Source organism: Pseudomonas sp. 2835 (assembly GCF_050435905.1).
Classification (GTDB): Bacteria; Pseudomonadota; Gammaproteobacteria; order Pseudomonadales; family Pseudomonadaceae; genus Aquipseudomonas.
Map to the genome: position 1 here is coordinate 401,907 of NZ_JBNDLE010000003.1, position 24,875 is coordinate 426,781.

A 24,875-nucleotide genomic window follows, 5' to 3' on the forward strand; every position below is an offset into this window, starting at 1 on the left:
TTTAACCCCTCAGTCTGGAGTCGCGGCGATGTATGCGGCGGCGGTTTCGGGTGTGCTCAATCAGCGCCGGGGAAACGTGTGGCCCGACGAATGCGGCCAACTCCTCGGTTTTCAGCATTGAGGCAGGCACATAGGCGTACTGTCCGCTCGGCAACGCCTTGGGCGCCCTGCGGGTGCGAGGCATATGCCGGTTGAGCAGTTCCAAGTCGGCGGCCATTACCTCCTGCAAGCGCTTACCTGTCTCGCTCAGGGGCAGCGGCTCGCCGGGCCGTACCTGCTCCCAGGCATAGCGGTCTGCAAGCATCTCGTTCACGCGGTACATCACCTTGAGGCACTGATCGCGGGCTGCCAGATCAGGCAGTAGCGCGACATCCCAGTACGCGAAATTGTCGACGTGGTGGCCGATCTCATGACTGACGATGAACGGGTAGATTTCGCTGTCATCCAGCGCCGACCAGTCCAGCTCAGGGCGGTGGGCACCACGGAAAGCACAAGCGTTCACGCTGGTGGCCAGCTTGATGGTAATTCGCTCATCGCACAGGCGGCTGTCACTCGATGCGTCACGAACGATCGGTTGTGACCAGCAGCTGTATTCACCCCAAATGCCGCCGAGGTTGGTGTAGGTGTTCAGTGTCAGGCCCACGCCATTCAGCTTGGCCAGCCCTGCGAACTGGCGATACTGGCGACGGGTAATGCGCAGGGTCGTGTCGGTCTTCACAGATCACCCCCTTGTTCAGCGATCACGCCGCCCAGCATTTCGGCCCAGGCCATGGCGGTGTGCTGAGCCATCACTGCGGTGACACGGGCCACGATGACGGGGGTGGCGGGCGAGGCAATGACGGCAAGCGCCAGGCTCAGAAGTAAAAGGATGCCTTGCACCTCGCGCAGATCGTCGTGGGTGTCGTCGGGTATCTGAATAGGGGGATTCATGCGGTAGCCCTCCCGTCCATGTCAGCGCACTTACCTACGACGCCATACGAGGCGCCCAAGTGGCGGTGCTTCCAGCAGAAGTTGGCGCTGTAGATACGGATCTGCTCAAGGTGGCGGGCAACGTCAGAGGCGATGGTGTTTTCTTCCCGACACAGCAGCGGGTCGAGCAGCGGCCAAAGGATGCGCTCCAGCTTGTCGAACTCTTCACGGGCGAAGTTCATCGAGCTCATGGCGTGGGCATCCAGCACCGCTTGACGCAATATCTCGCCCTCAAGCACTACACCGTTCGAGAAGCGTGTCATTGGGCACCGCCTTGCACTTCCAGGGTGCGAGCGATCTCGGTGTGATGGTTGTAGCGGGCGAGGCGGACGGACAAGGAAGAGTTTGCGCGAAGGGCGGCCAGAGCCAGGCGACGGTGGGCGTATGCGCGGATTCTGGACGGATTGAGGGCGTGCATGGGCGAAGCTCCTAACGTAATGAGGGAGCTACCACGTTCGTTACCAAGCGAATGGGTGGTAGCTGTGCGCAGGTTGGTAAACCGGGACGTTAGGAACCCGGCAGGCACGAGTGCCTCCCACGCACAGCCACCATAAAACGGATTTGCGGGCGTAAAAAAAGCGCCTGCAATCGTAATGGGGGCGCTGTTGCGCCTAACGTTCAGCGGGTTACCAAGCCCGGTCGCTGAATTTGCAGCGACGGGCGAACCATACCGAGCATCACGGTTGCCTGCAATAGAAAATATCGACCGGTCATCTTCTGTCTTGAGCGCCAGCATCATGCGACTTCACTCCTGAGGTGTTTAGCGCGCAGGCTCTGGACGTAGCTCAGCAGAGCCTTTTTACGGGCTTCGAAGTCTTTCCCCTGGCCGATCAGCAGCACGTCGCGGATCTCGATGAGCGAGACCAATAGAAGCTCCTCAGCACGGAGCTGATCACGATCACGACCGGCAAACTTCCCTGTGATCACCTGGTTGATCAACCGGGCCTCGTTGATAAAGTGGTGGCGCTGTGGCGTCTTGCCGCGCTCCTCGCAGGAGATGGCTAGGGCGTCACACAACCCGCGATAGCCAACGGCGGACTGCAGGCGGGCCTGCTGCCAATTGCTTTGACCACCGCGCAGTAGGGCGTCGATCTGCTCGTCACACCAGACGGCAAAGTCCACAGAGAGCCACCGGGCGAAGACCACCGCCAGCTTCGGGTGAAGCCAAGTGCCGCCGTAGCGGCCACGCTTGGTCCTAACCAATTCCGGGAATTTCCCGGTTTTAGAAATAGCCGCCAGATAAGAAGCCGTGTCGGGCAGGCGTAGCCACTCATGTGGCTCCTTGCCGAACCGCTCTGCGATCTCGGTGGCATGCAACCAGCCGTCCACATCGAAGCGCACGGCGCGGCCCTGGTAATTGAACGGAATGATCTTGACCGTCATGCTGCCACCTTCTGAGCAGGGCCAGCGCTCAAGAAGTAGGTGGCCACGTTCTGGTGCTCGCGGCCATGGTCGTCCTTCAGCGTGCTGAGGTGGGTGACGATGTTGTGACCCTTGGCCCGAAGTTCGGCGATGCGCGCCCCCGGGCGCAGGATGTTCAGCAGTGTGATGGCCTGAAAGGTGTTGATCGAACCATGCTGGCGCAGGTGCGCGAGAAGACGGATGCGTTGTGCGCTGCCGCTGGTATCATGAACGTGCATATCTTTGAGGCTGGCCTGTTGGTCGGCCTTTTTTTCGCTCATTAGGCCGCCTCCCCTCGCATTGCAATGCGTTGGCGCACCCATGCCTGAACCTCCGCTAGAACCCAGCCGACCGGTGCTCCGCGGGACTTGCTGTTGCTCAGCGGGACTGGCTTGGGGAACGTTGGATCGTCCTTCAACCGCTTATAGATAGTTGGCCGTTTGTAGCCAGTAATGGCCTCCATTTCGGGAATTCGAATAATTGTTAACGCTGGATCAAACAGCCCCTTAGATTCATCCCTGACCGACTCAAAAATCTTGTTCATACCTAACTCCTGATAGTCATGGCGCAACAACGCCTCAGGAGTAGATTTAAATACTAGGAACTAGAACTTAGAAGTCACAGAAATATGACTTTTTATTCCGGCATATCATCTGCCACCTCATATCCCGCCACGAGTTACACTTTCCTCTGTTCCGGAATGATCACCTATAGCTCACCGTCCGGAACGCGAATGCCAGCTTCTCGTTCCGCTTCGAGCTTGGCTCGCTTCTCCTTATCTCTGCTCACAACCTGGTCCAGATAGCGCTCCAAACGCGCCGAAGCAGTGATCAAACGAACTGTGCTTGATGTGATCGTCTGCTCGACTAGAGGCTTGACGACCTTTCTCAAGCGCTCTCCCATATCAATATCCCGATCCTCCTCACTCACCGCATCAGGAGGAAATAGTGCATTGGCAATTTGGGTATTAGTAAGTCTCACACCATAAATTTCCGCCCACTGATAAAGATCGAACGCAGCCAGAACTCTGAACTTATGCCATTTCTTAAAGTCGTCGGCAGTGACTGATCTTTTAAACCTAGCATTCTCTTCGGACCTAACCCCAGCAAGCCAAACTTCAAAAGCCAACTTAAGGGTCTCATCATCCGCATCCAAGTCAACCGTAATCGGTACGCCATGGCAAAACTCCGGAGCCAACCACCCGACCTTACTTAATGCATCGTCTTTGAGAACTTCATCTTTTTGGTATATTTCAACTATTTCATCCAAAAACGTATATGGCGCTTGCTGGCCAACAACAGCACAGACTTTCTGATGTAGCTCCTGCCACCGTTGATCTACGGACCAGGATGCCGACATGACGGCCATGTCGGCCGCGCTCATAAACATAACCGGGAATGGATTTCTGTGGCTCTGTGTGATGTCAAACTGATCCACAGACTTTCCTGCAAACACCTTGAAAAAAGCCTCGATCTGGCCAGCGTCAAGACTTGATTTCATCTCTAGGAACCTTGACCGCAACTCAATATTTGCTCCCCACTCCGCTGTAGTATTAGGCATGGGGTAACGGTCCAAGCTGAACCAATCTGGGATTTTTACTCTAGCCACTCTAATCTCCTAAGTAGCCGCCCTTGACGTTTACGCCAGATTGGCGGCAATCACTCTCCATTCAGGGGACCACTAACCTACAACTGTTCATAGATACAGTATTCAGTCTATATCCGTAATGGCTTTCTGAGGAGCTTTCATCGTGCGAATCTTCCGCGAACAACGTTTGCCTCATTGTCTCCACAAAGAGCAAAGTCATACGGCGTGATGTGCTTTTCTCGGTTCGCATCTAGATAGTCCGCCCACCACTGAACCATCAGCCGGCGCTCCTCAATGTACTCGGCCTTGTGGATGTAAGCCGCACGCACGCTGTTGCGCTCCTGGTGGCTCATCTGCCGCTCCACCGCATCCTTGCTCCAAAGGCCCGACTCGACCAGGGCAGAACAGGCCATGGCCCTGAACCCGTGGCCGCACACCTCGGTTTTGGTGTCGTAACCCATGCGGCGAAGCGCCTTGTTCACCGTGTTCTCACTCATGGGCTTCCAGTGGTTGCTATCGCCGGCGAACACCAGGTCGAAGCGCCCGGTGAGCTGGCGCACCTGCTCAAGCGTAGCCAGGGACTGTCGACTCAGCGGCACCAGGTGGGGCGTGCTCATCTTGGAGCCGCGATGTGAGTTCTTCACGCCCTCGATCTGCTGGCGCTCGCCAGGGATCTCCCACATCGAGCGACCAGTGTCGATCTCTGGCCATCGAGCAAACCGCAGCTCACTGGACCGGATGAATACCAACAGAGTGAGTTGGGTGGCCAGCCGTGTCAGTGGGCGGCCGGTGTCGCTGTCGATTCTTTGCAGCAGCTCAGGCAGCCGATCCAGCGCCAGCGCAGGCCGGTGCACGGTCTTACGTGTGGCGGTTGCGCCCTGTAAGTCCACCGCTGGGTTGGTGTCGATGTGCCCGTGCTGGACGGCCATACGCATGATTCCGGTCATGTACTGCCGTAGCCGGCCAGCAGTATCCAGAACTTCGCGCTTCTCCACCGCCTTGAGCGGCGCCAGCAGGTCGCGGGTCTTCAGACCGGCCACCGGGCGCTGGCCCAAGGCCGGGAGCAGGTAAGTTTCGATCCGCCGCCATACCGTCGCGGCATGACCTGGTGACCATTTCTTGGAACAGGCCTCATGCCAGTCCTTGGCCAGCACGCCGAAGGTGTTGGCCCTCGCATTCGCCGCTTCGACCTTACCCTGCCTGGCGCTCTCGATCGGGTCTTTACCATGCGCCAGCAACTCCAGCGCTTCGGCCCGGCGTTCACGGGCGGCTTTGAGCGTCAGTGCGGGATAGTTGCCGAAGGTGGCCAGCCCCTCCCTACCATCCGGGCGCTTGAACTTCATGCGCCAGATCTTGCTGCCGTTCTTCTTGACCAGCAGGAACAGGCCCTGGCCGTCGAACAGGGTGTAATCCTTGTCCCGAGGCTTGGCGGCCTCGCATTTGGGGTCTGACAGGGGCGTAACGGTGCGTGCCATAGGTATACGTTTTCTCTTCGAACCGGCGTATACCCTAACGTATACCTAAAACAGGTATATGCCTAGAGACAGAACGAGACAGGTAGAAACAAGAAAGCCCGCACTGGGCGGGCTTTTCAGGGGATTCCGCATACAAGGAGAGACGTATCGGAACAGATGGATGGTGCCGGAGACAGGAATCGAACCTGCGACCTTCGCGTTACGAGTGCGCTGCTCTACCGACTGAGCTACACCGGCGTGGCGATAACGCTACCACTGCCGGATCGCTTACGCAAATCACTGTTTATTAACAGCAATTGCGTTGGTTTCAGAGGGCTTTGCAGCCTGCCGGGGCGAGGTCTTCGTTGAGGGTGCTGGTGCAGGCCCAGCCGCTTGCGGCGCGGGTCAGGGTGATGGTTTTGTCGGTGGCGATGGCCGGGGCGTCGATCAGGGTGCAGACGATGCTGCCCACACCCGTGGCCGCGGTGCCGCTGGCGGCGATGGCGCAGTGGGCGGTGCGCTCCTGGCCGCCCAGGGCAGCGACGTTGGCGATGTCTTTGCCTTCGTTCAGGCGCAGGTCGAAGGCGGTTTTCAGGGCAGAAATTTCTACCAGGGCCGCCGTGGCTTTAGTGCGGACCTGGCTATTGGTGTAAATCGGTAAGGCGATGGTCGCCAGAATGCCGATGATCGCCACCACGATCATCAGTTCGATCAAGGTAATACCGCGCTGCCCTTTCATGGACACTCTCCCTCACAAAGTCAGTTCATGCCGGCCGCAGTGGTGCGGCGCCAGCAGGCGCGCCAGTAGGCCCGAACAGACACCTTTTGTCACCCCGTGACGGTCATTCGGTCGCTCTGGCTCGACTACTCTAGTGGGCGGCGGGCAACCCTGCTCGCCACTCGGGGCCTGGAGCTGTTACCAGGCTTGTGCAAGGCAGCGCAACAAGGATGTGGCGATGACCGAAAGCAACCAGATGTACAGCTGGCAAGGCACTAACGCCCAGGGCGCCTTGATCAGCGGCAAGAGTGCGGCGCGCAGCCCGGCGTTGATCAGGGCGCAGTTGCGCCAGCGCGGGATTCGCCCGGGGCGCATTGCCAGTGTGCGTCCGCCGTTGTGGCAATGGCGCCGGCCACTGGATGGCAAGGCGCTGAGCCAGTTCAGTCGCCAGCTGGCCACCCTGGTCAAGGCCGGGGTGGCGCTGTTGCAGGCGCTGGATGTAGTGGCCCAGAGCAGCACCCACCCGGCGATGGCCAGCCTGCTGGGGGCGATCAAGGCCGATATCGCCGCCGGCAGCAGCCTGGCCACTGCGCTGCGCCGGCACCCGCAGTACTTCGATCGGCTGTACTGCAACCTGGTGGACGCCGGTGAGCAGTCCGGCAGCCTGGAGACGGTGCTGGCCCAGGTGGCGGCGCTGCAGGAGCAACGCCAGGCCCTGCGCGCACGGCTTAAAAAAGCCATGACCTATCCACTGCTGGTGTTGCTGGTGGGCTTTGGGGTGTCGGCGTTGTTGTTGCTGGAGGTGGTGCCGCGCTTTCAGTCGCTGTTCGGGGGCTTTGGTGCCGAGCTGCCGGTGTTTACCCAACAGGTGATCGGCTTGTCGCAGTGGTTGGGGGCGCACCTTGGGTGGCTGTTGATAACGTTTGGCGGCGCGTGCGGCGCGCTGGTTTGGGGTTATCGGCACAAGCCTGGGGTGCGTTTGTGGCTGGTGCGCGTGGCACTGCGCTTGCCGGTGCTGGGCAGCCTGCTCAGGCACGCCGCCCTCGCCCGCTTTGCCCGCACCCTGTCGACCTCGTTTGCCGCCGGGGTGCCGCTGGTGGAGGCGCTGGGGCCGGTTGCCGGGGCCTGCGGCAATCCGTTGTATGAGCAAGCGGTGCACAAGGTGCGCGACGACCTTGCCAGTGGCCTGGCCTTGAACGTGGCGTTACGTACCAGCGGGCTGTTCCCGGCGCTGGTGGTGCAGATGTGCGCCATTGGCGAGACAGCCGGCACGCTGGACGATATGCTCGCCAGGATCGCCAGCCACTATGAACAGGCCATCGACCACCTGCTCGACACCCTCACGGCCCTGATTGAGCCGTTGATCGTGCTGATCCTGGGGTTGCTGGTGGGCAGCCTGGTGATCGCCATGTACCTGCCAATCTTCCAGCTGGGCAATGTGATCTGACCATGAACCTGTTGAACACCCTGGCCAGCCAGCCACTGATGTACCTGAGCTTTGCCCTGTTGCTCGGGCTGATTGTCGGCAGCTTTCTCAATGTGCTGGTGCATCGCCTGCCGATCATGCTCGAACGCCAATGGCAGGCCGAAGCCCGTGAGGCGCTGGAGTTGCCGAGCGAAGCGCCAGCACCGCGTTTTGATCTGTTCTTGCCCCCTTCGCAGTGCCCGCATTGCGCCCACCGCATTCGCCCGTGGGAGAACATACCGGTGGTGAGTTACCTGGCCTTGCGCGGGCGTTGCTCCAATTGCCAGGCGCGCATCAGCCCGCGCTATCCGCTGGTGGAAATTGCCTGCGGGGCGCTGACGCTGTTCGCCGCCTGGCATTTGGGTTTTACCAGCGCCGCCCTGGCGTTGATGGTGCTGAGCTGGGGCCTGCTGGCCATGAGCTTGATCGATATCGAGCACCATCTGTTGCCCGATGCCCTGGTGCTGCCGTTGTTGTGGCTGGGGCTGATCGCCAATGCCTTTGAGCTGTTCGTGCCGCTGGAGGATGCCCTGTGGGGCACGGTGGCCGGGTACCTGAGCCTGTGGTCGGTGTTCTGGGTGTTCAAGCTGGTCACCGGCAAAGAGGGCATGGGCTATGGCGATTTCAAGTTGCTGGCCATGCTCGGCGCCTGGGGCGGCTGGCAGATTTTGCCGCTGACCTTGCTGTTGTCGTCGCTGCTGGGGGCGGTGATCGGCCTGATTATGCTGCGCCTGCAGCGCAAGCAAGCGAGCACGCCGATCCCCTTTGGTCCCTATCTGGCCATCGCGGGCTGGATCGCGCTGCTCTGGGGTGGTCAAATAACCACTTCCTATCTGAAATATTCCGGATTCTGATGACCACCGCTGCTTTCACCCCCTGGATTCTCGGCCTTACCGGCGGCATCGGCAGTGGCAAGAGCGCCGCTGCGCAGCGCTTTGTCGAGCTGGGTGTGCACCTGGTCGACGCCGACCAGGCCGCGCGCTGGGTGGTCGAGCCGGGCCGCCCGGCGCTGGCCAGTATCGTCGAGCGTTTCGGCCCGGGGGTGCTGCTCGAAGACGGCCAGCTCAACCGCGCGGCCCTGCGCGAGCTGATCTTTGCCGACCCGCAGCAACGGCTGTGGCTCGAAGCGCTGCTGCATCCCTTGATCGGCCAGGAGATCTTCAGCTACCTGGCCAAGGCCGAGTCGCCCTATGCGGTGTTCGTTTCGCCGTTGATGGTCGAGTCTGGCCAGTACAAGCGCACCGACCGCCTGCTGGTGATCGATGCGCCGCAGGCACTGCAGGTGCAACGCACCCTGCTGCGCGACCAGACCAGCACTGAGCAGGTGCAGGCCATTCTCAAGGCCCAGGCCAGCCGTGAAGAACGCTTGCGCCACGCCCACGACGTGATCGTCAACGACCGCGACCTGGCCTGGCTGCATTCGGAGGTCGACCGCCTGCACCACTTTTACCTGACTTTGCGAGGAGGCCAAGCATGAGCCAACCAACGACCGTAGATTGCCCGACCTGTGGCGCCCCAGTGGAATGGAGCGCCGCCAGCGCGTTCAGGCCGTTCTGTTCCGACCGCTGCAAGCTGATCGACCTGGGTGCCTGGGCATCGGAAGAACACAAGATTCCGGTTGCACCGGATGCCGAAGACGAGCTGTTCTCCGGCGAGCTCGACCCGCGTCACTGAGGCGTCAGCGCTCGGGGTCGTCATCCTTCCACGGGGCCTGCAGGTAGCGGGTCCGGTTGAAGGTCTCCAGCCACTCCGGGCAGAACACCACCAGGGCGCTGACCACCATGCCGTTGATGAAGGCTTCGGGGAAGATGATCAGCCACAGGTAGCCGATAAAGTCCTCGATCCACTCCGGCATGACGAACCGCCCGTCCATCCACAGCAACCCCAGCCCACCGAGCAGGCACAAGAGTGCCGACAGCGCCGCAGCAAAAAATCCCGAACAGAAGATATAAACGAACAGGTTGCGCGGCTGTGCCCGCTCCACCAGGATCGCGCACACCTCGGTGACCAGCACCGGCAGGCCGATCAGCAGCAGGCCATTGACCCCCATCGCCGCCAGGTCCTGACGCCCCAGCGCCAGCAGGCCGAGCTGCGCCAGCAAGCCACCGACAATCGCCAGCGGCCAGTCCAGCAGCAGGGTCACGGCGGTCATGCCGATAAAGTGATACGACACCCCGGTGTCGAAGTCGCGGCGCACCAGCCACAGGGCAAACAAGGCGAACACGGTGCCAAACAGCAAGTGCTGGCGCCGGCTGTCGGCGAACAGTTCGAGCCAGCGGGTACGCGCCACCGCCCAGATCAGCACGGGCACATAGGCGACCCAGGCGATGGTCAGGGTCTGGCTGGAAAGTACGGCGGCACTGATCACGGCAAATAACCCTTGTGCGAGTGAGGCAATAGGCGTGGGGGCAGTCTACACCTCGGGGCTGGCTTGATCAGCCTCCGCTGGCGCTTTGGGCGCCTCGAACAAGCGGAACACCGCGCCTTCAACCAGCCAGTCTGCTGGCTGGCAGCTCGGGTTGCGCTGCAGCTCGACCACACTGACGGTGGTCGCCGATACCTGTACATCGGCCCAGGCGCCGTAGCAACCGAACTCGTTCAGGGTCAGGCGCAAGCGGTAGTCGCCGGGCATGACGCTAAGTACCTTGGGATTGAACTCGGCATAGCTGCGCACGATTTCATCATCTGCGCCGCGATGGTCGATGAGTTTGACGCTGTAGGGTGGCGAATCGCCCTCCTTGAGCACTATATAGCGGCCATCGGCGGTGTCGTAAGGCACGGTGGGCGTCCAGAACAAAAAGCCCACGCCGTATACCAACAGGGCACAGACCACCGTGCCGGAACCGAATACACCGCCCATCTTCACTACGCTCATGCTTCTTCCCTGATATTCACTGAGCCCACAACGGGTGCGCAGTCTAGGCGCTGGCTTGGCGTCGCAGCAATGACTTGCAGACATTTCCTGCAAAGCTCAATTGAACGCTAAGCTTGTGCCCATGGACGACTCAGACTACTTGCGCCTGCTCACCATTCAGGCCGAACAAGCCAATGCGTTTCTATCCAATGCCCGTAAATGGGAACGTGAGCGTTGGGTCTGCCAGCGCCTGCTGCAAGGCCTGAATATTCCTTACCGCAGTGAAGACTTTGCCGCCGCCGGGCAAGAGCCGCCTGACGTGCTGTTTCGCGATGCCGCCTTCGAGGTGTTTTTTGTCCTCGATGAGGGCCGGCGCCTTAACGACGAATGGCGCGAAGAGCTGCAGCGCCGGCGCAGTGCTTTCTCCTTGAGCCAGCTGGTGCGCCGCGAAGCCCGGCCACGGCGGATCAGCGCCCAGGAACTGCTACAGCGCCTGGCGCCGACCTTGCGGAAAAAATCGCACAACTATCAGGAGCGCGGCCTCGACCTGAGCGAGCTGGACATCATTGCCTTCGCCAGCCTCAAGCGCGAAGTGCTCGACCTCAATAGCCACTTCCCGCCGCCCACCGAATACCTGCGCCAGGGCTGGCGCTCGTTGTCGCTGGTGGGCCCGACCTTCGCCCGGGTGCTGTTTGCCCACCCTGATGCTCCGGACTTCTTGCGTGGCAATCTGGGGCGCAGCATCGTTTTTGATGTCGGAATAAGCCTCTGAGCTGGCCCCCTACCAAAGCCCGATGGCATAAATTCTGCGCCGGTGATACAAAGCGCAATCATTCGTTATAAAGACAGCCAAGTGACTGAAAGATGGGCGACCTTCGAGCTACTACAGTGAACACTGTAGCTTTCCCACAGTCACAAGCGTCTATCTGACGAGGCCCTCATGACCAGCCGCCTGAATCCCGATGACCAGCGTCGTGTCGATGAATACCTGCAAGCCCCTCAGCACCAAGTCGAGCGCAAGCCTTTCCGGCCCTGGCTGCTCCTTGTGCTGGTGGTGGCCGTGACGGTTGCGCTCGGCTTGTTGAGCCGCCTCTTGAGTCAACTGGTGCTATGAGCTGCCTTGCGCTCGCCCACAACGCCCGCCCCGTGCGGCCTACCACTCAAGACCCGAATTCCGTAAACCTTATGAGATATCTCCATGACTCACCGTATAGTGATTGTCGGCGGCGGCGCCGGCGGCCTGGAACTGGCGACCCGCCTGGGTAAGACCCTGGGGAAAAAGGGTAGCGCCAGCATTACCCTGGTCGACGCCAACCTGACGCACATCTGGAAGCCGCTGCTGCACGAAGTGGCGGCAGGCTCGCTCAATTCTTCCGAAGACGAACTGAACTACGTGGCCCAGGCCAAGTGGAATCACTTTCAGTTCCAGCTCGGGCGCATGAGCGGCCTGGACCGCGAAACCAAGCAGATCCAGCTGGCCGCAACCCTCGATGAAGACGGCCGTGAGCTGCTGCCTGCGCGCACCCTGGGCTATGACACCCTGGTGATCGCGGTGGGCAGCAACACCAACGACTTCGGCACCCTGGGCGCGGCGCAGCATTGCCTGTTCCTCGACACCCGCAAGCAGGCCGAGCGTTTCCACCAGCAACTGCTCAACCATTACCTGCGTGCCCACGCGGGTGATCAGGCCCATGAAAAAATCAGCGTGGCCATCGTTGGTGCCGGCGCCACCGGTGTCGAGCTTGCGGCCGAGCTGCATCACGCGGCCCATGAGCTGGCGGCGTATGGCCTGGATCGTATCCAGCCCAAGGACATGCACATCACCCTGATCGAAGCCGGCCCGCGGGTGCTGCCAGCCCTGCCGGAGCGCATCAGCGTGCCGGTGCACAAGACCCTGGAAAAACTCGGGGTGACGGTGATGACCAACGCGGCGGTCAGTGAAGTGACGGCCGATGAGCTGCGCACCAGCAATGGCGAGGTGATTCAGGCCAGCCTCAAGGTGTGGGCAGCAGGTATTCGGGCGCCGGGGTTCCTCAAGGACATCGACGGCCTGGAAACCAACCGCATCAACCAGCTGGTGGTGCGCCCTACCCTGCAGACTACTCTGGACGACAACATTTTCGCCTTTGGCGACTGTGCTGCCTGCCCGCAACCGGGTAGCGACCGTAACGTGCCGCCACGGGCGCAGGCTGCGCACCAGCAGGCGTCGTTGTTGGCCAAGGGGCTCAAGGCGCGCCTGGAAGGCAAGCCGTTGCCGACGTATGCGTACCGGGATTACGGCTCGCTGGTGTCGCTGTCGCGCTTCTCGGCGGTGGGTAACCTGATGGGCAACCTGCCCGGCAGCGTGATGCTCGAGGGCTGGCTGGCGCGGATGTTTTATGTGTCGCTGTATCGCATGCACCAGATGGCGCTGTACGGGACTTTCCGTACGCTGATGCTGATGCTCGGTAGCCGGATCGGTCGCGGGACTGAGCCGCGGTTGAAGCTGCACTGAGTTTCAATTGTTAGTGGCAGTGCCGGCCTCATCGCCGGCAAGGCCAGCTCCCACAGGGTTCTATGTTTACCTCAACAAGCAGGCCTGACATCAATCCCTGTGGAAGCTGTAAGCTCTACTTGAGTACCCTATAAGTACTCTGCACAAAGCCGCTTTCAAAGATGGTGCTGCGCATATGCTGCAGCGTCACGTCCTTCGCCAGGGCCCCGAACAGCGGGATGCCGCTGCCCAGCAACACCGGTATGCGGGTGATGGTCAGCTCATCCAGGCGGCCTTCGCGCAAAAAGCTCTGAATCACTTGCCCGCCATCAAGGTACAGGCCCTTGGCGCCTGACTCACTCAGGTAGTCGACCAGGTCAGCGATCGGCCCCGGATGCACTTCGACGCCGTGCTGCATATCGGCCTGCTGCAAGGTGCTGCTCAGCACCACCACACGCTTGTGCGGATACGGCCACTCGCCAAAGGTCAGGACCTTCTCGAAGGTGTTGCGGCCCATGACCAGGGTGTCGATGGTGGCCATGTACGCCGCATAGCCGTGATCGTCACTGGAGCTGGTGGCAACCATCAGCCAGTCCAGCTCACCGCTCTCACGGGCGATGAATCCATCGAGGCTGGTGGCGATGTACACGGTGGTTTTCAGGGGCACGGCGCAACTCCTTTGCAGGAAATAGCCGGATAGTATCAGCCAGGGCGCAGAAACGAAAAAAGGGCACCTTTTGCAAGGTGCCCTTCTTTCTGAAGATGGTCGGGGTAAGGGGATTCGAACTCCTGACATCCTGCTCCCAAAGCAGGCGCGCTACCGGACTGCGCTATACCCCGGTAAAAAAAAAGGCTCCGATTAAGGTGCCTTTTTTTATGGCTGGCTGCTAATGGCAAACCAACCTTTTAAGATTTGAACCCAGCGTACCGGATTCAAAAATGGTGGGTCGTGTAGGATTCGAACCTACGACCAATTGGTTAAAAGCCAACTGCTCTACCAACTGAGCTAACGACCCTAAGATGGTCGGGGTAAGGGGATTCGAACTCCTGACATCCTGCTCCCAAAGCAGGCGCGCTACCGGACTGCGCTATACCCCGGCTTGAAATTTGGCTCCGCGACCAGGACTCGAACCTGGGACCCAATGATTAACAGTCATTTGCTCTACCGACTGAGCTATCGCGGAACTATCAATTTCAACTACAACAGTGCTGCAATTTCGAGTGCTGTATCACTACCGCTTCGAACTCTTCGACCTTGTGCATCGCTGCGTTCATGTCTCTGAGGCGCGCTATTCTACAACCTTCAAAACCCTTGTCAACCCCTAATTTGCATTCAACTTACTGATTTGCAACTTTTTTTCAGATTCCCAATTTTGCCGGGAAGCTGCGGGGCGACATACAGCGGGGCGCACTTTACAAGCACTCGAGAAAAAATGCAAAGAAAAAAGGCCTCGAAATTCGAGGCCTTAGCGTAAGCCGCCGAAAACTCAGGCGAAGACGATCTCTTCGCCCTCGACCTTCGCCGTGATGGCGCTGCCTGGCAGGAACTGGCCCGACAGGATCAGCTGCGCCAACGGGTTCTCGATCCAGCGCTGGATCGCCCGTTTCAGCGGCCGTGCGCCATAGACCGGGTCGTAACCGACGGCGATCAGTTTATCCAGCGCCTCGGGGCTCAGCTCAAGGCTCAGCTCACGTTCGGCCAGACGGCTGCGCAGGCGGCCGAGCTGGATCTGGGTGATGCCGGCGATCTGCTCGCGGCCCAGCGGCTCGAACACCACCACTTCGTCGATCCGGTTGATGAACTCCGGCCGGAAGTGCGAACCCACGGCATCCATCACCGCCGCACGCTGCGCTTCACGATCGCCCACCAGTTCCTGGATCTGCGAAGAGCCCAGGTTGGAGGTCATGACGATCACGGTATTACGGAAATCCACCGTACGCCCCTGGCTGTCAGTCAGGCGACCGTCTTCCAGCACCTGCAGCAACACGTTGAACACATCCGGGTGGGCCTTCTCGACCTCGTCCAGCAGCACCACCGCATAAGGTTTGCGCCGCACGGCTTCGGTCAGGTAGCCGCCCTCTTCATACCCTACGTAGCCTGGTGGAGCACCGATCAGGCGAGCCACAGAGTGTTTCTCCATGAACTCGGACATATCGATGCGCACCATGGCCTCTTCAGTGTCGAAGAGGAATTCGGCCAGCGCCTTGCACAGCTCGGTTTTACCGACACCGGTCGGGCCGAGGAACAGGAACGAGCCGCTCGGGCGGTTCGGGTCCGAAAGGCCGGCACGCGAACGACGCACGGCGTTGGACACTGCCACCACGGCTTCTTCCTGGCCGATCACCCGCTCGTGTAGCAGGCTTTCCATTTTCAGCAGTTTTTCCCGCTCGCCTTCGAGCATCTTCGACACCGGGATGCCGGTCCACTTCGACACGACTTCGGCGATCTCTTCTTCAGTCACCTTGTTACGCAGCAGCTGGTTTTCCGCCTTGCCGTGCTGGTCGACCATCTGCAGGCTGCGCTCCAGGTCCGGGATCACCCCGTACTGCAGCTCGGCCATGCGGCTAAGGTCACCCTTGCGCCGGGCCGCTTCGAGCTCCTGACGCGATTGCTCGATTTTCTGCTGGATCTGCGCCGAGCCCTGCACTTCGGCTTTTTCCGAGGTCCAGATCTCTTCCAGGTCAGCGTACTCGCGCTCAAGCCGGGCGATCTCTTCGGTGAGCTTCTCCAGACGTTTGAGCGCGGCTTCGTCGTCTTCTTTCTTCAACGCCTGGGACTCAACCTTCAGTTGAATCAGGCGGCGCTCCAGGCGGTCGAGCACTTCCGGCTTGGAGTCGATCTCCATGCGGATGCGGCTGGCCGCTTCGTCGATCAGGTCGATGGCCTTGTCCGGCAGCTGCCGGTCAGTGATGTAGCGATGGCTGAGCTTGGCCGCGGCGATGATCGCGCCGTCGGTGATCGCCACCTTGTGGTGCACCTCGTAACGCTCTTTGAGGCCACGCAGGATGGCGATGGTGTCTTCTTCGCTCGGCTCTTCTACCAGCACCTTCTGGAAACGCCGCTCAAGCGCTGCGTCTTTTTCGATGTACTGGCGGTACTCGTTCAGCGTGGTGGCGCCGACGCAGTGCAGTTCGCCACGGGCCAGGGCCGGCTTGAGCATGTTGCCGGCGTCCATCGAGCCTTCGCCTTTACCGGCGCCGACCATGGTGTGCAGCTCGTCGATGAACAGGATGATCTGCCCTTCCTGCTTGGACAGCTCGTTGAGCAAGCCTTTGAGGCGCTCTTCGAACTCACCGCGGAACTTGGCACCGGCAATCAGCGCGCCCATGTCCAGCGACAGCAGACGCTTGCCTTTAAGGCCGTCCGGCACTTCGCCATTAATGATGCGCTGGGCCAGGCCTTCGGCGATGGCGGTCTTACCGACGCCAGGCTCACCGATCAGTACCGGGTTGTTCTTGGTCCGGCGTTGCAGCACCTGGATGGTCCGGCGGATTTCATCGTCACGGCCGATCACCGGGTCAAGCTTGCCGTCTTCGGCGCGCTTGGTCAGGTCGACGGTGTATTTGTCCAGGGCCTGGCGCGACTCTTCTGCGTTGGGGTCATTGACCGCCTCGCCGCCGCGCAGGTTGCTGATGGCGTTCTCCAGGGCCTTTTTGCTCACGCCCTGGCTGAGCAGCAACTTGCCAAGCTTGCTGTTCTCGTCCATGGCCGCCAGCAGCACAAGCTCGCTGGAGATGAACTGGTCGCCCTTCTGCTGGGCCAGGCGGTCGGCCTGGTTGAGCAGGCGCGCCAGGTCCTGGGACATGTTGACGTCGCCGGTGGGGTTCTGGATTTTCGGCAGCTGGTCGAGCTCTTTGCTCAACGCCTTGCGCAGGCTGTTGACGTCAAAGCCGACCTGCATCAGCAGCGGCTTGATCGAACCGCCCTGCTGATCGATCAGGGCCTGCACCAGGTGCGCAGGCTCGATGGCCGGATGATCCATGCCCACGGCCAGTGATTGGGAATCGGATAATGCTAATTGCAGCTTGCTGGTCAAACGGTCTATTCGCATGGGTTACCTTCCTTTATGGGCAGGTCGGAGCGATGGACACACCTGATGAAGAAAAACCTGCCAGAGATACCACTGTAGATAAGGGTGATTCTGGAAGATTCAAGCTAGGCGGGCTTGATCCAGGTCAGCGCGGTGCCAGCCAGACCAGCGAAGCGAAGCGGCCACCCTGCGGGGTGCGCCGATAAGAATAGAAGCGCGGGTCGCTGACGGTACACAAGCCACCACCATAGACGGCATTGACGCCGCGCGCTGCTAGACGCAGGCGGGCCAGCTGGTAGATGTCGGCCATCAGCTTGCCGGGCTGGGCACCGGGCACGAAGGCCTGGGCTGTTTCCGGATGAACGGTCGTGAACGCGTCGCGTACTTCAAGGCCGACTTCGAAGGCTTGCGGGCCAATCGCCGGGCCCAGCCACACCAGCACCTCTTCGGGCGGCAGGGCCAAGCGCTCCAGAGTCGTCTCCAGCACACCGTTGGCCAGCCCGCGCCAGCCCGCATGGGCGGCGGCTACGCGGGTGCCGGCGCGGTCGCAGAACAGCACCGGCAAGCAGTCGGCAGTCATGACCGTGCAGGCAATGCCGGGGGTGTCGCTGTAGCTGGCATCGGCCTCGGCGATAACACCGGGGTCGGCATCGGCTACGACTACGCCATGCACCTGCTTGAGCCAGGCCGGCTGGATGCCGAACTCGGCGGTCAGGCGCCGGCGGTTCCCGGCCACCGCCGCTGGCGCATCGCCAACATGGTCACCAAGGTTGAAGCTTTCATAGGGCGGCAGGCTGACCCCGCCGCTGCGCGTGGTGACGCAGGCGCGCACCCCGGCTGGCGCAGGCCAGTCCGGGAACAGCAGCGCTTGCGTCAGCTCGCTCATCCGACGAACGCCTCGCGGTCCTGCTTGAGCAGCGACAGTAGCCAGACGAAGTCGTCCGGCAGCGACGATTCCCAGCCCATGCGCTCGCCGGTCACCGGGTGATCGAGCTCCAGGAAGCGTGCATGCAGGGCCTGGCGCGGGAAGGTCTTGAGCGCGTCGACCATGGTCAGGCTCGCCGCTGGCGGAATGCGGAAGCGCCCGCCGTAGACCGGATCGCCGACCAACGGGAAGTTGACGTGGGCCATGTGCACGCGGATCTGGTGGGTACGCCCGGTTTCGAGCTTGACCCGCACGTGGGTGTGCGAGCGGAAGCGCTCCAGCACGCGATAGTGGCTGACCGCAGGCTTGCCGCCTTCGGTAACCGCCATGCGCTGGCGCTGCCCGCCATGGCGACCGATCGGCGCGTTGATCTTGCCGCCGGCCGTGACCACACCGATCACGATGCATTCATAGATGCGGCTGACGCTGCGGCTTTGCAACTGGGCAACCAGCTGGGTCTGCGCCTGGATGGTCTTGGCCACCACCATCAGACCGGTGGTGTCCTTGTCCAGGCGGTGGACGATACCGGCGCGCGGCACGTTGATGATGTCCGGCACATGGTGCAGCAGGGCATTGAGCAGGGTGCCATCGGCGTGGCCCGCAGCCGGGTGGACCACAAGCCCGGCAGGCTTGTTGATCACCAGGATGTGGTCGTCTTCATAGACGATATCCAGCTCGATGTCCTGGGCCACCCACTCGCCCTGGGCTTCCTGCTCGGCATCGAGCGCCAGCAGCGCGCCGCCGTGGACGATATCGCGCGGACGCAGGACTGCGCCATCGACCGTCAGGCGCCCCTCCTTGATCCAGGTGGACAGGCGCGAGCGCGAGTGCTCAGCGAACAATTGGGCGGCGACTTGGTCGAGGCGTTGCCCGCCCAATTCGGACGGCACCTCTGCGCGAAGTTGAATGATCTCGGACATGCTCGAATCAGCGGGCGGCACAGCCTTTGGTTTCGACTGCGCGCTTGTGGTTAAATACGACGTCTTTTACCCCGAGGGTTGCATCGGGGTGCTCATCATAACAGGACGGCCACGCCCAAGACAGCGGCCGTCATAGGGACGCAAGCCGCCATGCAAGTGAAACACCTGCTGCTGATCGCCATCCTCGGACTGACCGCTGCTTGTTCTTCGAAGGAAGTCGTCGACGAAAACCTGAGCGAAGCCGAGCTGTACCAGCAGGCGCAGGCCGACCTGGACAACCACAGCTATACCAGTGCCACGAGCAAGCTCAAGGCTCTGGAATCGCGCTATCCGTTCGGCCGCTACGCCGACCAGGCCCAGCTCGAGCTGATCTACGCGAACTATAAAAACGCCGAGCCGGAGGCTGCCAAGTCTGCCGCCGAGCGTTTCATTCGCTTGCATCCGCAGCATCCGAACGTCGACTACGCCTATTACCTCAAGGGTCTGACCTCTTTCGACCAGGACCGCGGCCTGCTGGCGCGCTTTCTGCCGCTGGACATGACCAAGCGTGACCCGGGTGCTGCCCGCGACTCCTACAACGAGTTCGCCCAGCTGACCAGCCGCTTCCCCAACAGCCGCTACTCGCCAGACGCCAAGCAGCGCATGATTTACCTGCGCAACCTGCTGGCCTCCTACGAAATCCACGTGGCCGACTATTACCTGACCCGTCAGGCCTATGTCGCCGCCGCCAACCGTGGCCGCTATGTAGTAGAGAACTTCCAGGAAACCCCATCGGTCGGCGACGGCCTGGCGGTGATGACCGAAGCCTACATGCGTCTGCACCTGGACGAACTGGCTGCCACCAGCCTGGAAACCCTCAAGCTCAACTACCCGGACCACCCGAGCCTGGTCGATGGCCAGTTCGTGCCGCAGCAGAACGAGGCCGACAACCGTTCGTGGCTGTCCAAGGCCACCCTGGGCCTGATCGATACCGCCACGCCGCTGCCGCCAGGTGAAACCCGTGCCAACCAGGACGTGGTGAAGCAGTACCAGGACGCCAAGGACGCGATCCCGCAAGAGCTGTTGCCTAAAGATGCCAACGGTGACGTCATCGAAGAAGAAAACCACGAAGCGGAAGGTAACAACGAAGACCGCTCCTGGTTCAGCTACATGACTTTCGGTGTGTTCGACTGAGCCATCGTGTAAAAGATAAAGGGAGGCCAAGGCCTCCCTTTTTTCATGCCCGAGCCCTAGACTGAAGGCTCTTCACTGACAAAGCTGGACACCATGGTTCGCCTACTTTTCTGGATTGCCCTGATTGCTGCTGCCTTCTGGCTGTGGCGCAAGTTCAAGGCCAGCAATGCTGCTGGGCAAAACAACAGCCTCGAAGACCCGCTGAAGATGGTTCGCTGCGCCCATTGCGGCGTGCATTTGCCCAGTGACCGGGCGCTGCATCGCGGGGCGCAGTGGTATTGCAGCCAGGCGCACCTGGAGCAGGGGCCTGGGGCGCAGCGCTGAGTCCGGCAACCTTGGGCTGCTTCGCAGCCATCGCCGGCAAGGCCGGCTCCCACAGTGTCAGATGTGCACTGTAACTTGTGGGAGCCGGCCTTGCCGGCGATAGGGCCCTAAAGAGCAGCCACCCGCCCAGCCGGCGCATACGGCGCCGGATCAATGATCGGCTCACGCCCCAGCAACAAATCCGCAAACAACTGGCAAGACGCCGGCGCCAGCACCAGGCCATTGCGGTAATGCCCGCAGTTCAGCCACAGCCCGGCATAACCCGGCACCTCGCCGATGTACGGAATGCCTTCCGGCGACCCAGGCCGCAGCCCCGCCCAATGGGCCACCGGGGTGGCATCGGCCAGCGCCGGCAGCAATTCCACCGCCGAAGCCTTGAGGCTTTCCAGCGCTTCGTCGGTCGGGGTCTTGTCGTAACCGGCATGCTCCAGGGTACTGCCCACCAGAATATGCCCATCACGCCGCGGGATCGCATAACGCCCCTTGGCCAGCACCATGCTCGGCAAAAAGTCTTCGGCGCACTTGTACAGGATCATCTGCCCTTTCACCGGCTCCACCGGCAGTTCCAGGCCCAATGGCCGCAGCAAGTCGCCGCTCCAGGCACCCGCGGTCAGCACCACGCGATCGGCCCGAATCGGGCCGGCAGCAGTCTCGACCCCGGTGATACGCTCGCCCTCACGGCTGAAGCCGGTGATTTCACAGTGCTCGCGAATGCTCACGTTCGGCAGCGCCAGCAAGGCGGCCTTGAGTGACTTGACCAGGCGCGGGTTACGCACGTTGGCAACCCCGGCCATGTAGATGGCGCGGCGGAAACCGCCGCCCAGCACCGGCACCGCGTCATAGGCCGCCGAGATATCCACAGCACTTAGCGGACGTCCTTCGCGCTTGGCCCAGGCCAGGGCCTCGGCTTCGTCGTCCAGGTCCAGCCAGTACAGGCCGGTGGTGTGCACTTCAGGGTCAACCCCGGTGCTGGCGAACAGGCGCTCGCCCAGCTGTGGATAAAAGTCCTGCGACCAATGCGCCAGGGTCGTTACCGCCGGGCTATAGCGCCACGGGAACAGCGGCGAGACGATACCGCCGCCAGCCCAGGAAGATTCCTGGCCGAGCGCGCCACGGTCACACAGCACCACCTGCTCGACCTCGGCCGCCAGGTTGAACGCGGTCAGCAGGCCGATCACCCCGCCACCGACAATCACTACTTGCTTGGTCATGTATTGATCCAATTTCTGAAGTAAACCTCAGCCACCCCAACAACCGCGACCGCCATCAACGGCGCCGGGATTGCGGCGCACACCGGCCTGGTCAAGTTCGAAATCGGCGCAGCGGTCACTGTTCATCAAACCACCGGCAATGCGCCGGGCGGTAAGGGTGAATGACGTCGAATGACGAACGGCCTGCAGCCGGTAGTGCTCGGTCCCGGGCGCCAATGGGGTGACCAGGGCTTCGCTGTCGGCATACTGGCCGCTGCGTGAATAGTGACGTTCGAGCAGTTGCGCGCTTTCGAACAGCAACCCGGCGATTTCCGTGCGTGCAACCTTGCGGACCTGTTCGCTGTAGCTGGGATAGGCAATGCCCGCCAGAATGCCGACCACGGCGACGACAAGCAACAGTTCAATCAGGCTCAAACCTTTCTGCAGGGTGTACATAAGTCGAACTCCTAGTGAATCTGCCGCCAGAGAATGCGCCTGGGCGGATGGGCGCCCTCTTCTACAGCCTGTGCATAAGTGCTTTCGAGCACGCTGCGGCCTGCCCCGTCATGACTGACGGCAGTAATCCGGTAAAGCGTGACGGCCAGACTGGTGGGCATATGCGCGGCATGCAGGCTTGGGCCGAGGTGCTGTACCAGATAGAAGCCGCTGGTACCGCGTTGCCAGATCAGGCCGGAGGTCGGCCCTTCGCCGCGGTAGACGCCAGCCGCCTTTACCCGCCCGGCTTCAGGCGGCGGCAAACAGTAACTGCACGGCAACACGCCCGACACGCTCGACTCACCTAGCAACAAGGTCTGCTCCGCGTGCTCGAAGCCTCGCAGGGCTGCCTGCAGGTTGCCGGCCATGCGTTCCTGCAGGGTGGCGCTGACCATGGCCGAGACGCCGAGCACACCCAACAGCCCCAGCAACACCAGGCTGACCAGCAGAATCACCCCACGCTGGCTGCCGGCCCTAGCCATTGCGCAGGGCAACCGTCAGTTGATACTGCTGCGGCCTGACCCGCGCCTGCGGATCAAGCAAGGTCATGCTCAGGCGTAGCCCGGCGATGGCGTTGGCATCTCGCCTGATGATGTCGATGTGCAGCTCGCCGAGGTTGTCGATCAACGGCGCATAGCTGGCGCCGCTACCCAGCATCAGGCTGGTGCCATCAACGCGATAGGTCTGACGCCGTATCGGTATCGCGTGGTGCCCGGCGGGCGCCGCCTGTACATCGGGATAGACCCGCGCTTCGCGAATGCAATCGGTGACCAGCGTCCAGTTCGACCGCCCACCGGCGCCAGCCACTTCGGCACTGATCAGGCTCAGTTGCTGCAGTTGGCCGTCTGCTGCGCGGATCACCTCCAGCGGCTGGGCGAACGCCTGTGCCGAGGACGGGTTCACATGGCTGATTGCATCCGCACGCAAGCAGCCGAACATGCCGCTCATGCGAATGTCCTGGGCCATGCGCTGCAACGCCAGGCGCGCGTCTTCCTGCAGTTGCGCGGCGATGCCCTGAGCCTGCCAGTTCGAAGTGGCCGCCAAAAACAGGCGGCTGGCACCGAGCAGCAGCAACAACCCGAGGCTGAGGGCCAGCAACACTTCGACCAGGCCGACGCCGGCTTGCCGGGTCATCGGCCTGACCCTGCGTTGATGCGCGCTTGTTCGAGCTCGCCATGCTGCAGATACGCCGCCTGAGTACTGTGCAAGGCACTGTCGGTAGCCTGCAGCGCCCGCACTTGCGCAGCCGCTGCAGCAAACACACCCAGCCCCAGCACCAGCATGGCCAGCAGCACCTCGAGCAAGCTCATTCCTTGTTGCCGTCCGCCATCCATGGCGCCATCCCTCCTGCGACTTTTCCCCAGCCCTTTGCCAACCCGCCCGACTGGACGCTGCTGTCCGCCGGCCTGACTCTATAGAAGCACTTCCAGGGAGGAATGCACGGTGAAGCAACAGGGGGTAACACTGATACAAATGATGTTCGCGCTAGCGCTGGTGGGGATGCTCACGCAGATCAGCCTGCCGACCTACAACACCATGAGCAGCGGGCTACAACAGCAAGCTGTCGCCAAGGACCTGGCCCAGGCCCTGCGCACCGCACGCAGCGAGGCATTGCTGCGCAACCAGGTGGTTCGCCTGCAGGCGCTCGAAGATAACTGGAGTAATGGCTGGCGCATGTTCGTTGAGCAGGATGGCCCACAGTTGCTGTACGAACAGCGGCTTGAGCGGGTGAGTATCGTCGGCAATCAGCCGGTGGCCCGGCAAGTGCGCTTCAGCGGGCTGGGGGTGCCCTTGCACACGGGGGGAGCGTTTCAGGCCGGGACGCTGTTCATTTGCCAGCGCCCCGATCCTTACAGCCAGTACCGGGTGGTACTGGCGCACACAGGCCGGGTCAGCCTGCGTGAGGAGCCCGGCGAGCAGCCGCTGTGCGCGGCGGGCGGGTCAGATCAGTGAGCGTACGCGCAGCTCTTTGGGCATCGAGAAGGTGATGTTCTCTTCGCGGCCATCAAGCTCTTCGGCGCCCGTGGCACCCCAGGCACGCAGCTGCTCGATCACGCCACGCACCAGCACCTCAGGGGCTGAAGCACCGGCGGTGATACCAATGCGCTCAACGCCATCGAACCAGCTTTTTTGCAGGTCTTCGGCGCCGTCGATCAGGTAGGCCGGGGTCGACATGCGCTCGGCCAGCTCACGCAGGCGGTTGGAGTTGGAGCTGTTCGGGCTGCCGACCACCAGGACCACGTCGCACTCGTTGGCCAGCTGCTTGACCGCATCCTGGCGGTTCTGGGTGGCGTAGCAGATGTCGTCCTTGCGCGGCCCGCCGATATTCGGGAAGCGCGCGCGCAGGGCATCGATCACCCGGCTGGTGTCGTCCATCGACAGCGTGGTCTGGGTGACGAAGGCCAGTTTGTCCGGGTCGTTGACCTGCAGGCTGGCAACATCGTCCTCGTCTTCGACCAGGTAGATGGCGCCACCATTGCTGGTGTCGTACTGGCCCATGGTGCCTTCGACTTCCGGGTGGCCTTCGTGGCCGATCAGGATGCACTCGCGGCCGTCGCGGCTGTAGCGCGCCACCTCGATATGCACCTTGGTCACCAGCGGGCAAGTCGCGTCGAACACCTTCAAGCCGCGCCCCGCCGCTTCCTGGCGCACGGCCTGGGAAACACCGTGGGCGCTGAAGATGACGATGACGTCGTCCGGCACCTGGTCGAGTTCTTCGACGAAAATCGCCCCGCGCGCGCGCAGGTCCTCGACCACGAACTTGTTGTGCACCACTTCATGGCGCACGTAGATCGGCGGGCCAAAAACTTCCAGCGCACGATTGACGATTTCGATCGCCCGGTCCACACCGGCACAGAAGCCACGAGGGTTGGCGAGTTTGATTTGCATGGCAGGC

32 protein-coding genes and 5 tRNA genes are annotated in these 24,875 nt (G+C 61.6%); 10 read left to right on the forward strand and 27 right to left on the reverse strand.

Annotation, left to right across the window (positions count from 1 at the left end):
* Position 1: 1 nt before the first annotated feature.
* The 11 genes from ABIE20_RS06055 to ABIE20_RS06105 all read right to left on the reverse strand — a co-directional run bounded on the left by ABIE20_RS06055 (position 2) and on the right by ABIE20_RS06105 (position 6,150).
* Positions 2-718 (reverse strand): hypothetical protein, encoded by a 717-nt coding sequence (locus ABIE20_RS06055; RefSeq protein ID WP_429503615.1) that lies wholly within the window; start codon positions 716-718, stop codon positions 2-4.
* Positions 715-930 carry a hypothetical protein gene (locus ABIE20_RS06060; protein ID WP_429503616.1) on the reverse strand — a complete coding sequence of 72 codons (216 nt, stop codon included), beginning with the start codon at positions 928-930 and terminating at the stop codon, positions 715-717. Before ABIE20_RS06060 ends, ABIE20_RS06055 begins: the two co-directional genes overlap by 4 nt.
* Positions 927-1,232, reverse strand: a complete 306-nt coding sequence (locus ABIE20_RS06065) for a hypothetical protein (protein WP_429503618.1) — start codon at positions 1,230-1,232, stop codon at positions 927-929. The genes ABIE20_RS06060 and ABIE20_RS06065 overlap by 4 nt, the downstream gene beginning before the upstream one ends.
* Positions 1,229-1,708: a hypothetical protein gene (locus tag ABIE20_RS06070; RefSeq protein WP_429503703.1), complete on the reverse strand. Its 480-nt coding sequence runs from the start codon at positions 1,706-1,708 to the stop codon at positions 1,229-1,231. Before ABIE20_RS06070 ends, ABIE20_RS06065 begins: the two co-directional genes overlap by 4 nt.
* Entirely contained in the window at positions 1,705-2,352 is a 648-nt protein-coding gene (locus ABIE20_RS06075; RefSeq protein ID WP_429503620.1) for a KilA-N domain-containing protein, read from the reverse strand. The genes ABIE20_RS06070 and ABIE20_RS06075 overlap by 4 nt, the downstream gene beginning before the upstream one ends.
* On the reverse strand, positions 2,349-2,651 hold the full coding sequence (locus ABIE20_RS06080; protein ID WP_429503622.1) for a helix-turn-helix domain-containing protein: 303 nt from the start codon (positions 2,649-2,651) through the stop codon (positions 2,349-2,351). Before ABIE20_RS06080 ends, ABIE20_RS06075 begins: the two co-directional genes overlap by 4 nt.
* A complete protein-coding gene (locus ABIE20_RS06085) occupies positions 2,651-2,914 on the reverse strand; it encodes a helix-turn-helix transcriptional regulator (RefSeq protein WP_429503624.1) in 264 nt (87 codons plus the stop codon). Before ABIE20_RS06085 ends, ABIE20_RS06080 begins: the two co-directional genes overlap by 1 nt.
* Before the next feature lie 164 nt (positions 2,915-3,078).
* Positions 3,079-3,978: a DUF6387 family protein gene (locus ABIE20_RS06090; protein ID WP_429503626.1), complete on the reverse strand. Its 900-nt coding sequence runs from the start codon at positions 3,976-3,978 to the stop codon at positions 3,079-3,081.
* A 137-nt stretch (positions 3,979-4,115) separates the two neighbouring features.
* Positions 4,116-5,432 (reverse strand): tyrosine-type recombinase/integrase, encoded by a 1,317-nt coding sequence (locus ABIE20_RS06095; protein WP_429503628.1) that lies wholly within the window; start codon positions 5,430-5,432, stop codon positions 4,116-4,118.
* Positions 5,433-5,593: 161 nt separating this feature from the next.
* Positions 5,594-5,669 (reverse strand) — tRNA-Thr (locus ABIE20_RS06100).
* A gap of 70 nt (positions 5,670-5,739) precedes the next feature.
* Positions 5,740-6,150 (reverse strand): pilin, encoded by a 411-nt coding sequence (locus tag ABIE20_RS06105; RefSeq protein ID WP_093379440.1) that lies wholly within the window; start codon positions 6,148-6,150, stop codon positions 5,740-5,742.
* Between the two features lie 217 nt (positions 6,151-6,367).
* On the opposite strand from ABIE20_RS06105, the gene ABIE20_RS06110 reads away from it, so the two are divergent.
* From ABIE20_RS06110 to yacG, 4 genes are read left to right on the forward strand one after another with little or no spacing between them, the layout of a single operon-like run.
* Positions 6,368-7,576: a type II secretion system F family protein gene (locus tag ABIE20_RS06110; RefSeq protein ID WP_429503630.1), complete on the forward strand. Its 1,209-nt coding sequence runs from the start codon at positions 6,368-6,370 to the stop codon at positions 7,574-7,576.
* 2 nt (positions 7,577-7,578) lie between these two features.
* Positions 7,579-8,448 (forward strand): prepilin peptidase, encoded by an 870-nt coding sequence (locus ABIE20_RS06115; RefSeq protein WP_429503632.1) that lies wholly within the window; start codon positions 7,579-7,581, stop codon positions 8,446-8,448.
* On the forward strand, positions 8,448-9,071 hold the full coding sequence (coaE, locus tag ABIE20_RS06120) for a dephospho-CoA kinase (RefSeq protein ID WP_429503634.1): 624 nt from the start codon (positions 8,448-8,450) through the stop codon (positions 9,069-9,071). The genes ABIE20_RS06115 and coaE overlap by 1 nt, the downstream gene beginning before the upstream one ends.
* Positions 9,068-9,268 (forward strand): DNA gyrase inhibitor YacG, encoded by a 201-nt coding sequence (gene yacG / locus ABIE20_RS06125; RefSeq protein WP_045200825.1) that lies wholly within the window; start codon positions 9,068-9,070, stop codon positions 9,266-9,268. Before coaE ends, yacG begins: the two co-directional genes overlap by 4 nt.
* Positions 9,269-9,272: 4 nt before the next feature.
* Here the strand turns inward: yacG and ABIE20_RS06130 are convergent, their stop codons facing one another.
* Entirely contained in the window at positions 9,273-9,962 is a 690-nt protein-coding gene (locus ABIE20_RS06130) for an energy-coupling factor ABC transporter permease (protein WP_045200823.1), read from the reverse strand.
* A 45-nt stretch (positions 9,963-10,007) separates the two neighbouring features.
* Complete coding sequence (locus ABIE20_RS06135) at positions 10,008-10,469, reverse strand: hypothetical protein (protein ID WP_429503637.1); 462 nt, start codon at positions 10,467-10,469, stop codon at positions 10,008-10,010.
* Between the two features lie 121 nt (positions 10,470-10,590).
* Between ABIE20_RS06135 and ABIE20_RS06140 the strand changes: the two genes are divergently transcribed.
* From ABIE20_RS06140 to ABIE20_RS06150, 3 genes are all read left to right on the forward strand, one after another.
* The gene (locus ABIE20_RS06140) at positions 10,591-11,220 is read left to right on the forward strand and encodes a DUF1780 domain-containing protein (protein WP_010220617.1); all 630 of its coding nucleotides are present in this window, start codon (positions 10,591-10,593) and stop codon (positions 11,218-11,220) included.
* A 168-nt stretch (positions 11,221-11,388) separates the two neighbouring features.
* Positions 11,389-11,562 (forward strand): DUF3094 family protein, encoded by a 174-nt coding sequence (locus tag ABIE20_RS06145; protein ID WP_045200819.1) that lies wholly within the window; start codon positions 11,389-11,391, stop codon positions 11,560-11,562.
* 84 nt (positions 11,563-11,646) lie between these two features.
* Complete coding sequence (locus tag ABIE20_RS06150; protein WP_429503640.1) at positions 11,647-12,942, forward strand: NAD(P)/FAD-dependent oxidoreductase; 1,296 nt, start codon at positions 11,647-11,649, stop codon at positions 12,940-12,942.
* Positions 12,943-13,057: 115 nt separating this feature from the next.
* Here ABIE20_RS06150 and ABIE20_RS06155 read toward each other — a convergent pair whose 3' ends face one another.
* The 8 genes from ABIE20_RS06155 to rluD form a co-directional block, all read right to left on the reverse strand.
* A complete protein-coding gene (locus ABIE20_RS06155; RefSeq protein WP_429503642.1) occupies positions 13,058-13,588 on the reverse strand; it encodes a dihydrofolate reductase family protein in 531 nt (176 codons plus the stop codon).
* A gap of 96 nt (positions 13,589-13,684) precedes the next feature.
* A tRNA-Pro gene (locus ABIE20_RS06160) sits at positions 13,685-13,761 on the reverse strand.
* Between the two features lie 100 nt (positions 13,762-13,861).
* Positions 13,862-13,937, reverse strand: a tRNA-Lys gene (locus tag ABIE20_RS06165).
* 5 nt (positions 13,938-13,942) lie between these two features.
* Positions 13,943-14,019 (reverse strand) — tRNA-Pro (locus ABIE20_RS06170).
* Between the two features lie 10 nt (positions 14,020-14,029).
* Positions 14,030-14,105: transfer RNA gene (locus ABIE20_RS06175), tRNA-Asn, on the reverse strand.
* 303 nt (positions 14,106-14,408) lie between these two features.
* The gene (gene clpB, locus ABIE20_RS06180) at positions 14,409-16,973 is read right to left on the reverse strand and encodes an ATP-dependent chaperone ClpB (protein ID WP_429503644.1); all 2,565 of its coding nucleotides are present in this window, start codon (positions 16,971-16,973) and stop codon (positions 14,409-14,411) included.
* Positions 16,974-17,097: 124 nt separating this feature from the next.
* Complete coding sequence (pgeF, locus tag ABIE20_RS06185; protein ID WP_429503646.1) at positions 17,098-17,838, reverse strand: peptidoglycan editing factor PgeF; 741 nt, start codon at positions 17,836-17,838, stop codon at positions 17,098-17,100.
* The gene (rluD, locus tag ABIE20_RS06190) at positions 17,835-18,797 is read right to left on the reverse strand and encodes a 23S rRNA pseudouridine(1911/1915/1917) synthase RluD (RefSeq protein WP_429503648.1); all 963 of its coding nucleotides are present in this window, start codon (positions 18,795-18,797) and stop codon (positions 17,835-17,837) included. The genes pgeF and rluD overlap by 4 nt, the downstream gene beginning before the upstream one ends.
* A gap of 150 nt (positions 18,798-18,947) precedes the next feature.
* Here rluD and ABIE20_RS06195 point away from each other — a divergent pair, with 150 nt between their 5' ends.
* Positions 18,948-19,970 carry an outer membrane protein assembly factor BamD gene (locus tag ABIE20_RS06195; protein ID WP_429503649.1) on the forward strand — a complete coding sequence of 341 codons (1,023 nt, stop codon included), beginning with the start codon at positions 18,948-18,950 and terminating at the stop codon, positions 19,968-19,970.
* A gap of 93 nt (positions 19,971-20,063) precedes the next feature.
* Positions 20,064-20,294, forward strand: coding sequence for a PP0621 family protein (locus ABIE20_RS06200; protein WP_038998721.1), 231 nt, complete (start codon positions 20,064-20,066; stop codon positions 20,292-20,294).
* 107 nt (positions 20,295-20,401) lie between these two features.
* Here ABIE20_RS06200 and thiO read toward each other — a convergent pair whose 3' ends face one another.
* Genes thiO through ABIE20_RS06225 form a run of 5 tightly spaced genes read right to left on the reverse strand, consistent with a single transcriptional unit; the run spans position 20,402 to position 23,313 of the window.
* The gene (gene thiO / locus ABIE20_RS06205) at positions 20,402-21,505 is read right to left on the reverse strand and encodes a glycine oxidase ThiO (RefSeq protein ID WP_429503651.1); all 1,104 of its coding nucleotides are present in this window, start codon (positions 21,503-21,505) and stop codon (positions 20,402-20,404) included.
* 27 nt (positions 21,506-21,532) lie between these two features.
* On the reverse strand, positions 21,533-21,931 hold the full coding sequence (locus ABIE20_RS06210; protein WP_429503702.1) for a type IV pilin protein: 399 nt from the start codon (positions 21,929-21,931) through the stop codon (positions 21,533-21,535).
* A gap of 20 nt (positions 21,932-21,951) precedes the next feature.
* A complete protein-coding gene (locus ABIE20_RS06215; RefSeq protein ID WP_429503653.1) occupies positions 21,952-22,461 on the reverse strand; it encodes a pilus assembly PilX family protein in 510 nt (169 codons plus the stop codon).
* Positions 22,454-23,113, reverse strand: coding sequence for a PilW family protein (locus tag ABIE20_RS06220; protein WP_429503655.1), 660 nt, complete (start codon positions 23,111-23,113; stop codon positions 22,454-22,456). Before ABIE20_RS06220 ends, ABIE20_RS06215 begins: the two co-directional genes overlap by 8 nt.
* Positions 23,110-23,313: a type IV pilus modification PilV family protein gene (locus ABIE20_RS06225; protein WP_429503657.1), complete on the reverse strand. Its 204-nt coding sequence runs from the start codon at positions 23,311-23,313 to the stop codon at positions 23,110-23,112. Before ABIE20_RS06225 ends, ABIE20_RS06220 begins: the two co-directional genes overlap by 4 nt.
* Before the next feature lie 142 nt (positions 23,314-23,455).
* Here ABIE20_RS06225 and ABIE20_RS06230 point away from each other — a divergent pair, with 142 nt between their 5' ends.
* Positions 23,456-23,932, forward strand: a complete 477-nt coding sequence (locus ABIE20_RS06230; protein ID WP_429503659.1) for a GspH/FimT family pseudopilin — start codon at positions 23,456-23,458, stop codon at positions 23,930-23,932.
* On the opposite strand, the gene ispH is transcribed toward ABIE20_RS06230, so the two are convergent.
* Positions 23,921-24,868: a 4-hydroxy-3-methylbut-2-enyl diphosphate reductase gene (gene ispH, locus ABIE20_RS06235; protein ID WP_093379392.1), complete on the reverse strand. Its 948-nt coding sequence runs from the start codon at positions 24,866-24,868 to the stop codon at positions 23,921-23,923. The two genes, ABIE20_RS06230 and ispH, sit on opposite strands and share 12 nt — an antisense overlap.
* Positions 24,869-24,875 lie beyond the last annotated feature (7 nt).

What these genes read in the sequence shown, in the direction of transcription:
- ABIE20_RS06150 (WP_429503640.1), top strand. Translation starts at nt 11,647, where the DNA reads ATGACTCACCGTATAGTGATTGTCGGCGGCGGCGCCGGCGGCCTGGAA.
- clpB (WP_429503644.1), bottom strand. Translation starts at nt 16,973, where the DNA reads ATGCGAATAGACCGTTTGACCAGCAAGCTGCAATTAGCATTATCCGAT.
- yacG (WP_045200825.1), top strand. Translation starts at nt 9,068, where the DNA reads ATGAGCCAACCAACGACCGTAGATTGCCCGACCTGTGGCGCCCCAGTG.
- ABIE20_RS06065 (WP_429503618.1), bottom strand. Translation starts at nt 1,232, where the DNA reads ATGACACGCTTCTCGAACGGTGTAGTGCTTGAGGGCGAGATATTGCGT.
- ABIE20_RS06200 (WP_038998721.1), top strand. Translation starts at nt 20,064, where the DNA reads ATGGTTCGCCTACTTTTCTGGATTGCCCTGATTGCTGCTGCCTTCTGG.
- coaE (WP_429503634.1), top strand. Translation starts at nt 8,448, where the DNA reads ATGACCACCGCTGCTTTCACCCCCTGGATTCTCGGCCTTACCGGCGGC.
- ABIE20_RS06225 (WP_429503657.1), bottom strand. Translation starts at nt 23,313, where the DNA reads ATGGATGGCGGACGGCAACAAGGAATGAGCTTGCTCGAGGTGCTGCTG.
- ABIE20_RS06060 (WP_429503616.1), bottom strand. Translation starts at nt 930, where the DNA reads ATGAATCCCCCTATTCAGATACCCGACGACACCCACGACGATCTGCGC.
- ABIE20_RS06105 (WP_093379440.1), bottom strand. Translation starts at nt 6,150, where the DNA reads ATGAAAGGGCAGCGCGGTATTACCTTGATCGAACTGATGATCGTGGTG.
- ABIE20_RS06080 (WP_429503622.1), bottom strand. Translation starts at nt 2,651, where the DNA reads ATGAGCGAAAAAAAGGCCGACCAACAGGCCAGCCTCAAAGATATGCAC.
- ABIE20_RS06070 (WP_429503703.1), bottom strand. Translation starts at nt 1,708, where the DNA reads ATGATGCTGGCGCTCAAGACAGAAGATGACCGGTCGATATTTTCTATT.
- ABIE20_RS06085 (WP_429503624.1), bottom strand. Translation starts at nt 2,914, where the DNA reads ATGAACAAGATTTTTGAGTCGGTCAGGGATGAATCTAAGGGGCTGTTT.
- ABIE20_RS06095 (WP_429503628.1), bottom strand. Translation starts at nt 5,432, where the DNA reads ATGGCACGCACCGTTACGCCCCTGTCAGACCCCAAATGCGAGGCCGCC.
- ABIE20_RS06110 (WP_429503630.1), top strand. Translation starts at nt 6,368, where the DNA reads ATGACCGAAAGCAACCAGATGTACAGCTGGCAAGGCACTAACGCCCAG.
- ABIE20_RS06195 (WP_429503649.1), top strand. Translation starts at nt 18,948, where the DNA reads ATGCAAGTGAAACACCTGCTGCTGATCGCCATCCTCGGACTGACCGCT.
- ABIE20_RS06230 (WP_429503659.1), top strand. Translation starts at nt 23,456, where the DNA reads ATGTTCGCGCTAGCGCTGGTGGGGATGCTCACGCAGATCAGCCTGCCG.
- ispH (WP_093379392.1), bottom strand. Translation starts at nt 24,868, where the DNA reads ATGCAAATCAAACTCGCCAACCCTCGTGGCTTCTGTGCCGGTGTGGAC.
- rluD (WP_429503648.1), bottom strand. Translation starts at nt 18,797, where the DNA reads ATGTCCGAGATCATTCAACTTCGCGCAGAGGTGCCGTCCGAATTGGGC.
- ABIE20_RS06215 (WP_429503653.1), bottom strand. Translation starts at nt 22,461, where the DNA reads ATGGCTAGGGCCGGCAGCCAGCGTGGGGTGATTCTGCTGGTCAGCCTG.
- ABIE20_RS06135 (WP_429503637.1), bottom strand. Translation starts at nt 10,469, where the DNA reads ATGAGCGTAGTGAAGATGGGCGGTGTATTCGGTTCCGGCACGGTGGTC.
- ABIE20_RS06115 (WP_429503632.1), top strand. Translation starts at nt 7,579, where the DNA reads ATGAACCTGTTGAACACCCTGGCCAGCCAGCCACTGATGTACCTGAGC.
- ABIE20_RS06075 (WP_429503620.1), bottom strand. Translation starts at nt 2,352, where the DNA reads ATGACGGTCAAGATCATTCCGTTCAATTACCAGGGCCGCGCCGTGCGC.
- ABIE20_RS06140 (WP_010220617.1), top strand. Translation starts at nt 10,591, where the DNA reads ATGGACGACTCAGACTACTTGCGCCTGCTCACCATTCAGGCCGAACAA.
- ABIE20_RS06145 (WP_045200819.1), top strand. Translation starts at nt 11,389, where the DNA reads ATGACCAGCCGCCTGAATCCCGATGACCAGCGTCGTGTCGATGAATAC.
- thiO (WP_429503651.1), bottom strand. Translation starts at nt 21,505, where the DNA reads ATGACCAAGCAAGTAGTGATTGTCGGTGGCGGGGTGATCGGCCTGCTG.
- ABIE20_RS06220 (WP_429503655.1), bottom strand. Translation starts at nt 23,113, where the DNA reads ATGACCCGGCAAGCCGGCGTCGGCCTGGTCGAAGTGTTGCTGGCCCTC.
- pgeF (WP_429503646.1), bottom strand. Translation starts at nt 17,838, where the DNA reads ATGAGCGAGCTGACGCAAGCGCTGCTGTTCCCGGACTGGCCTGCGCCA.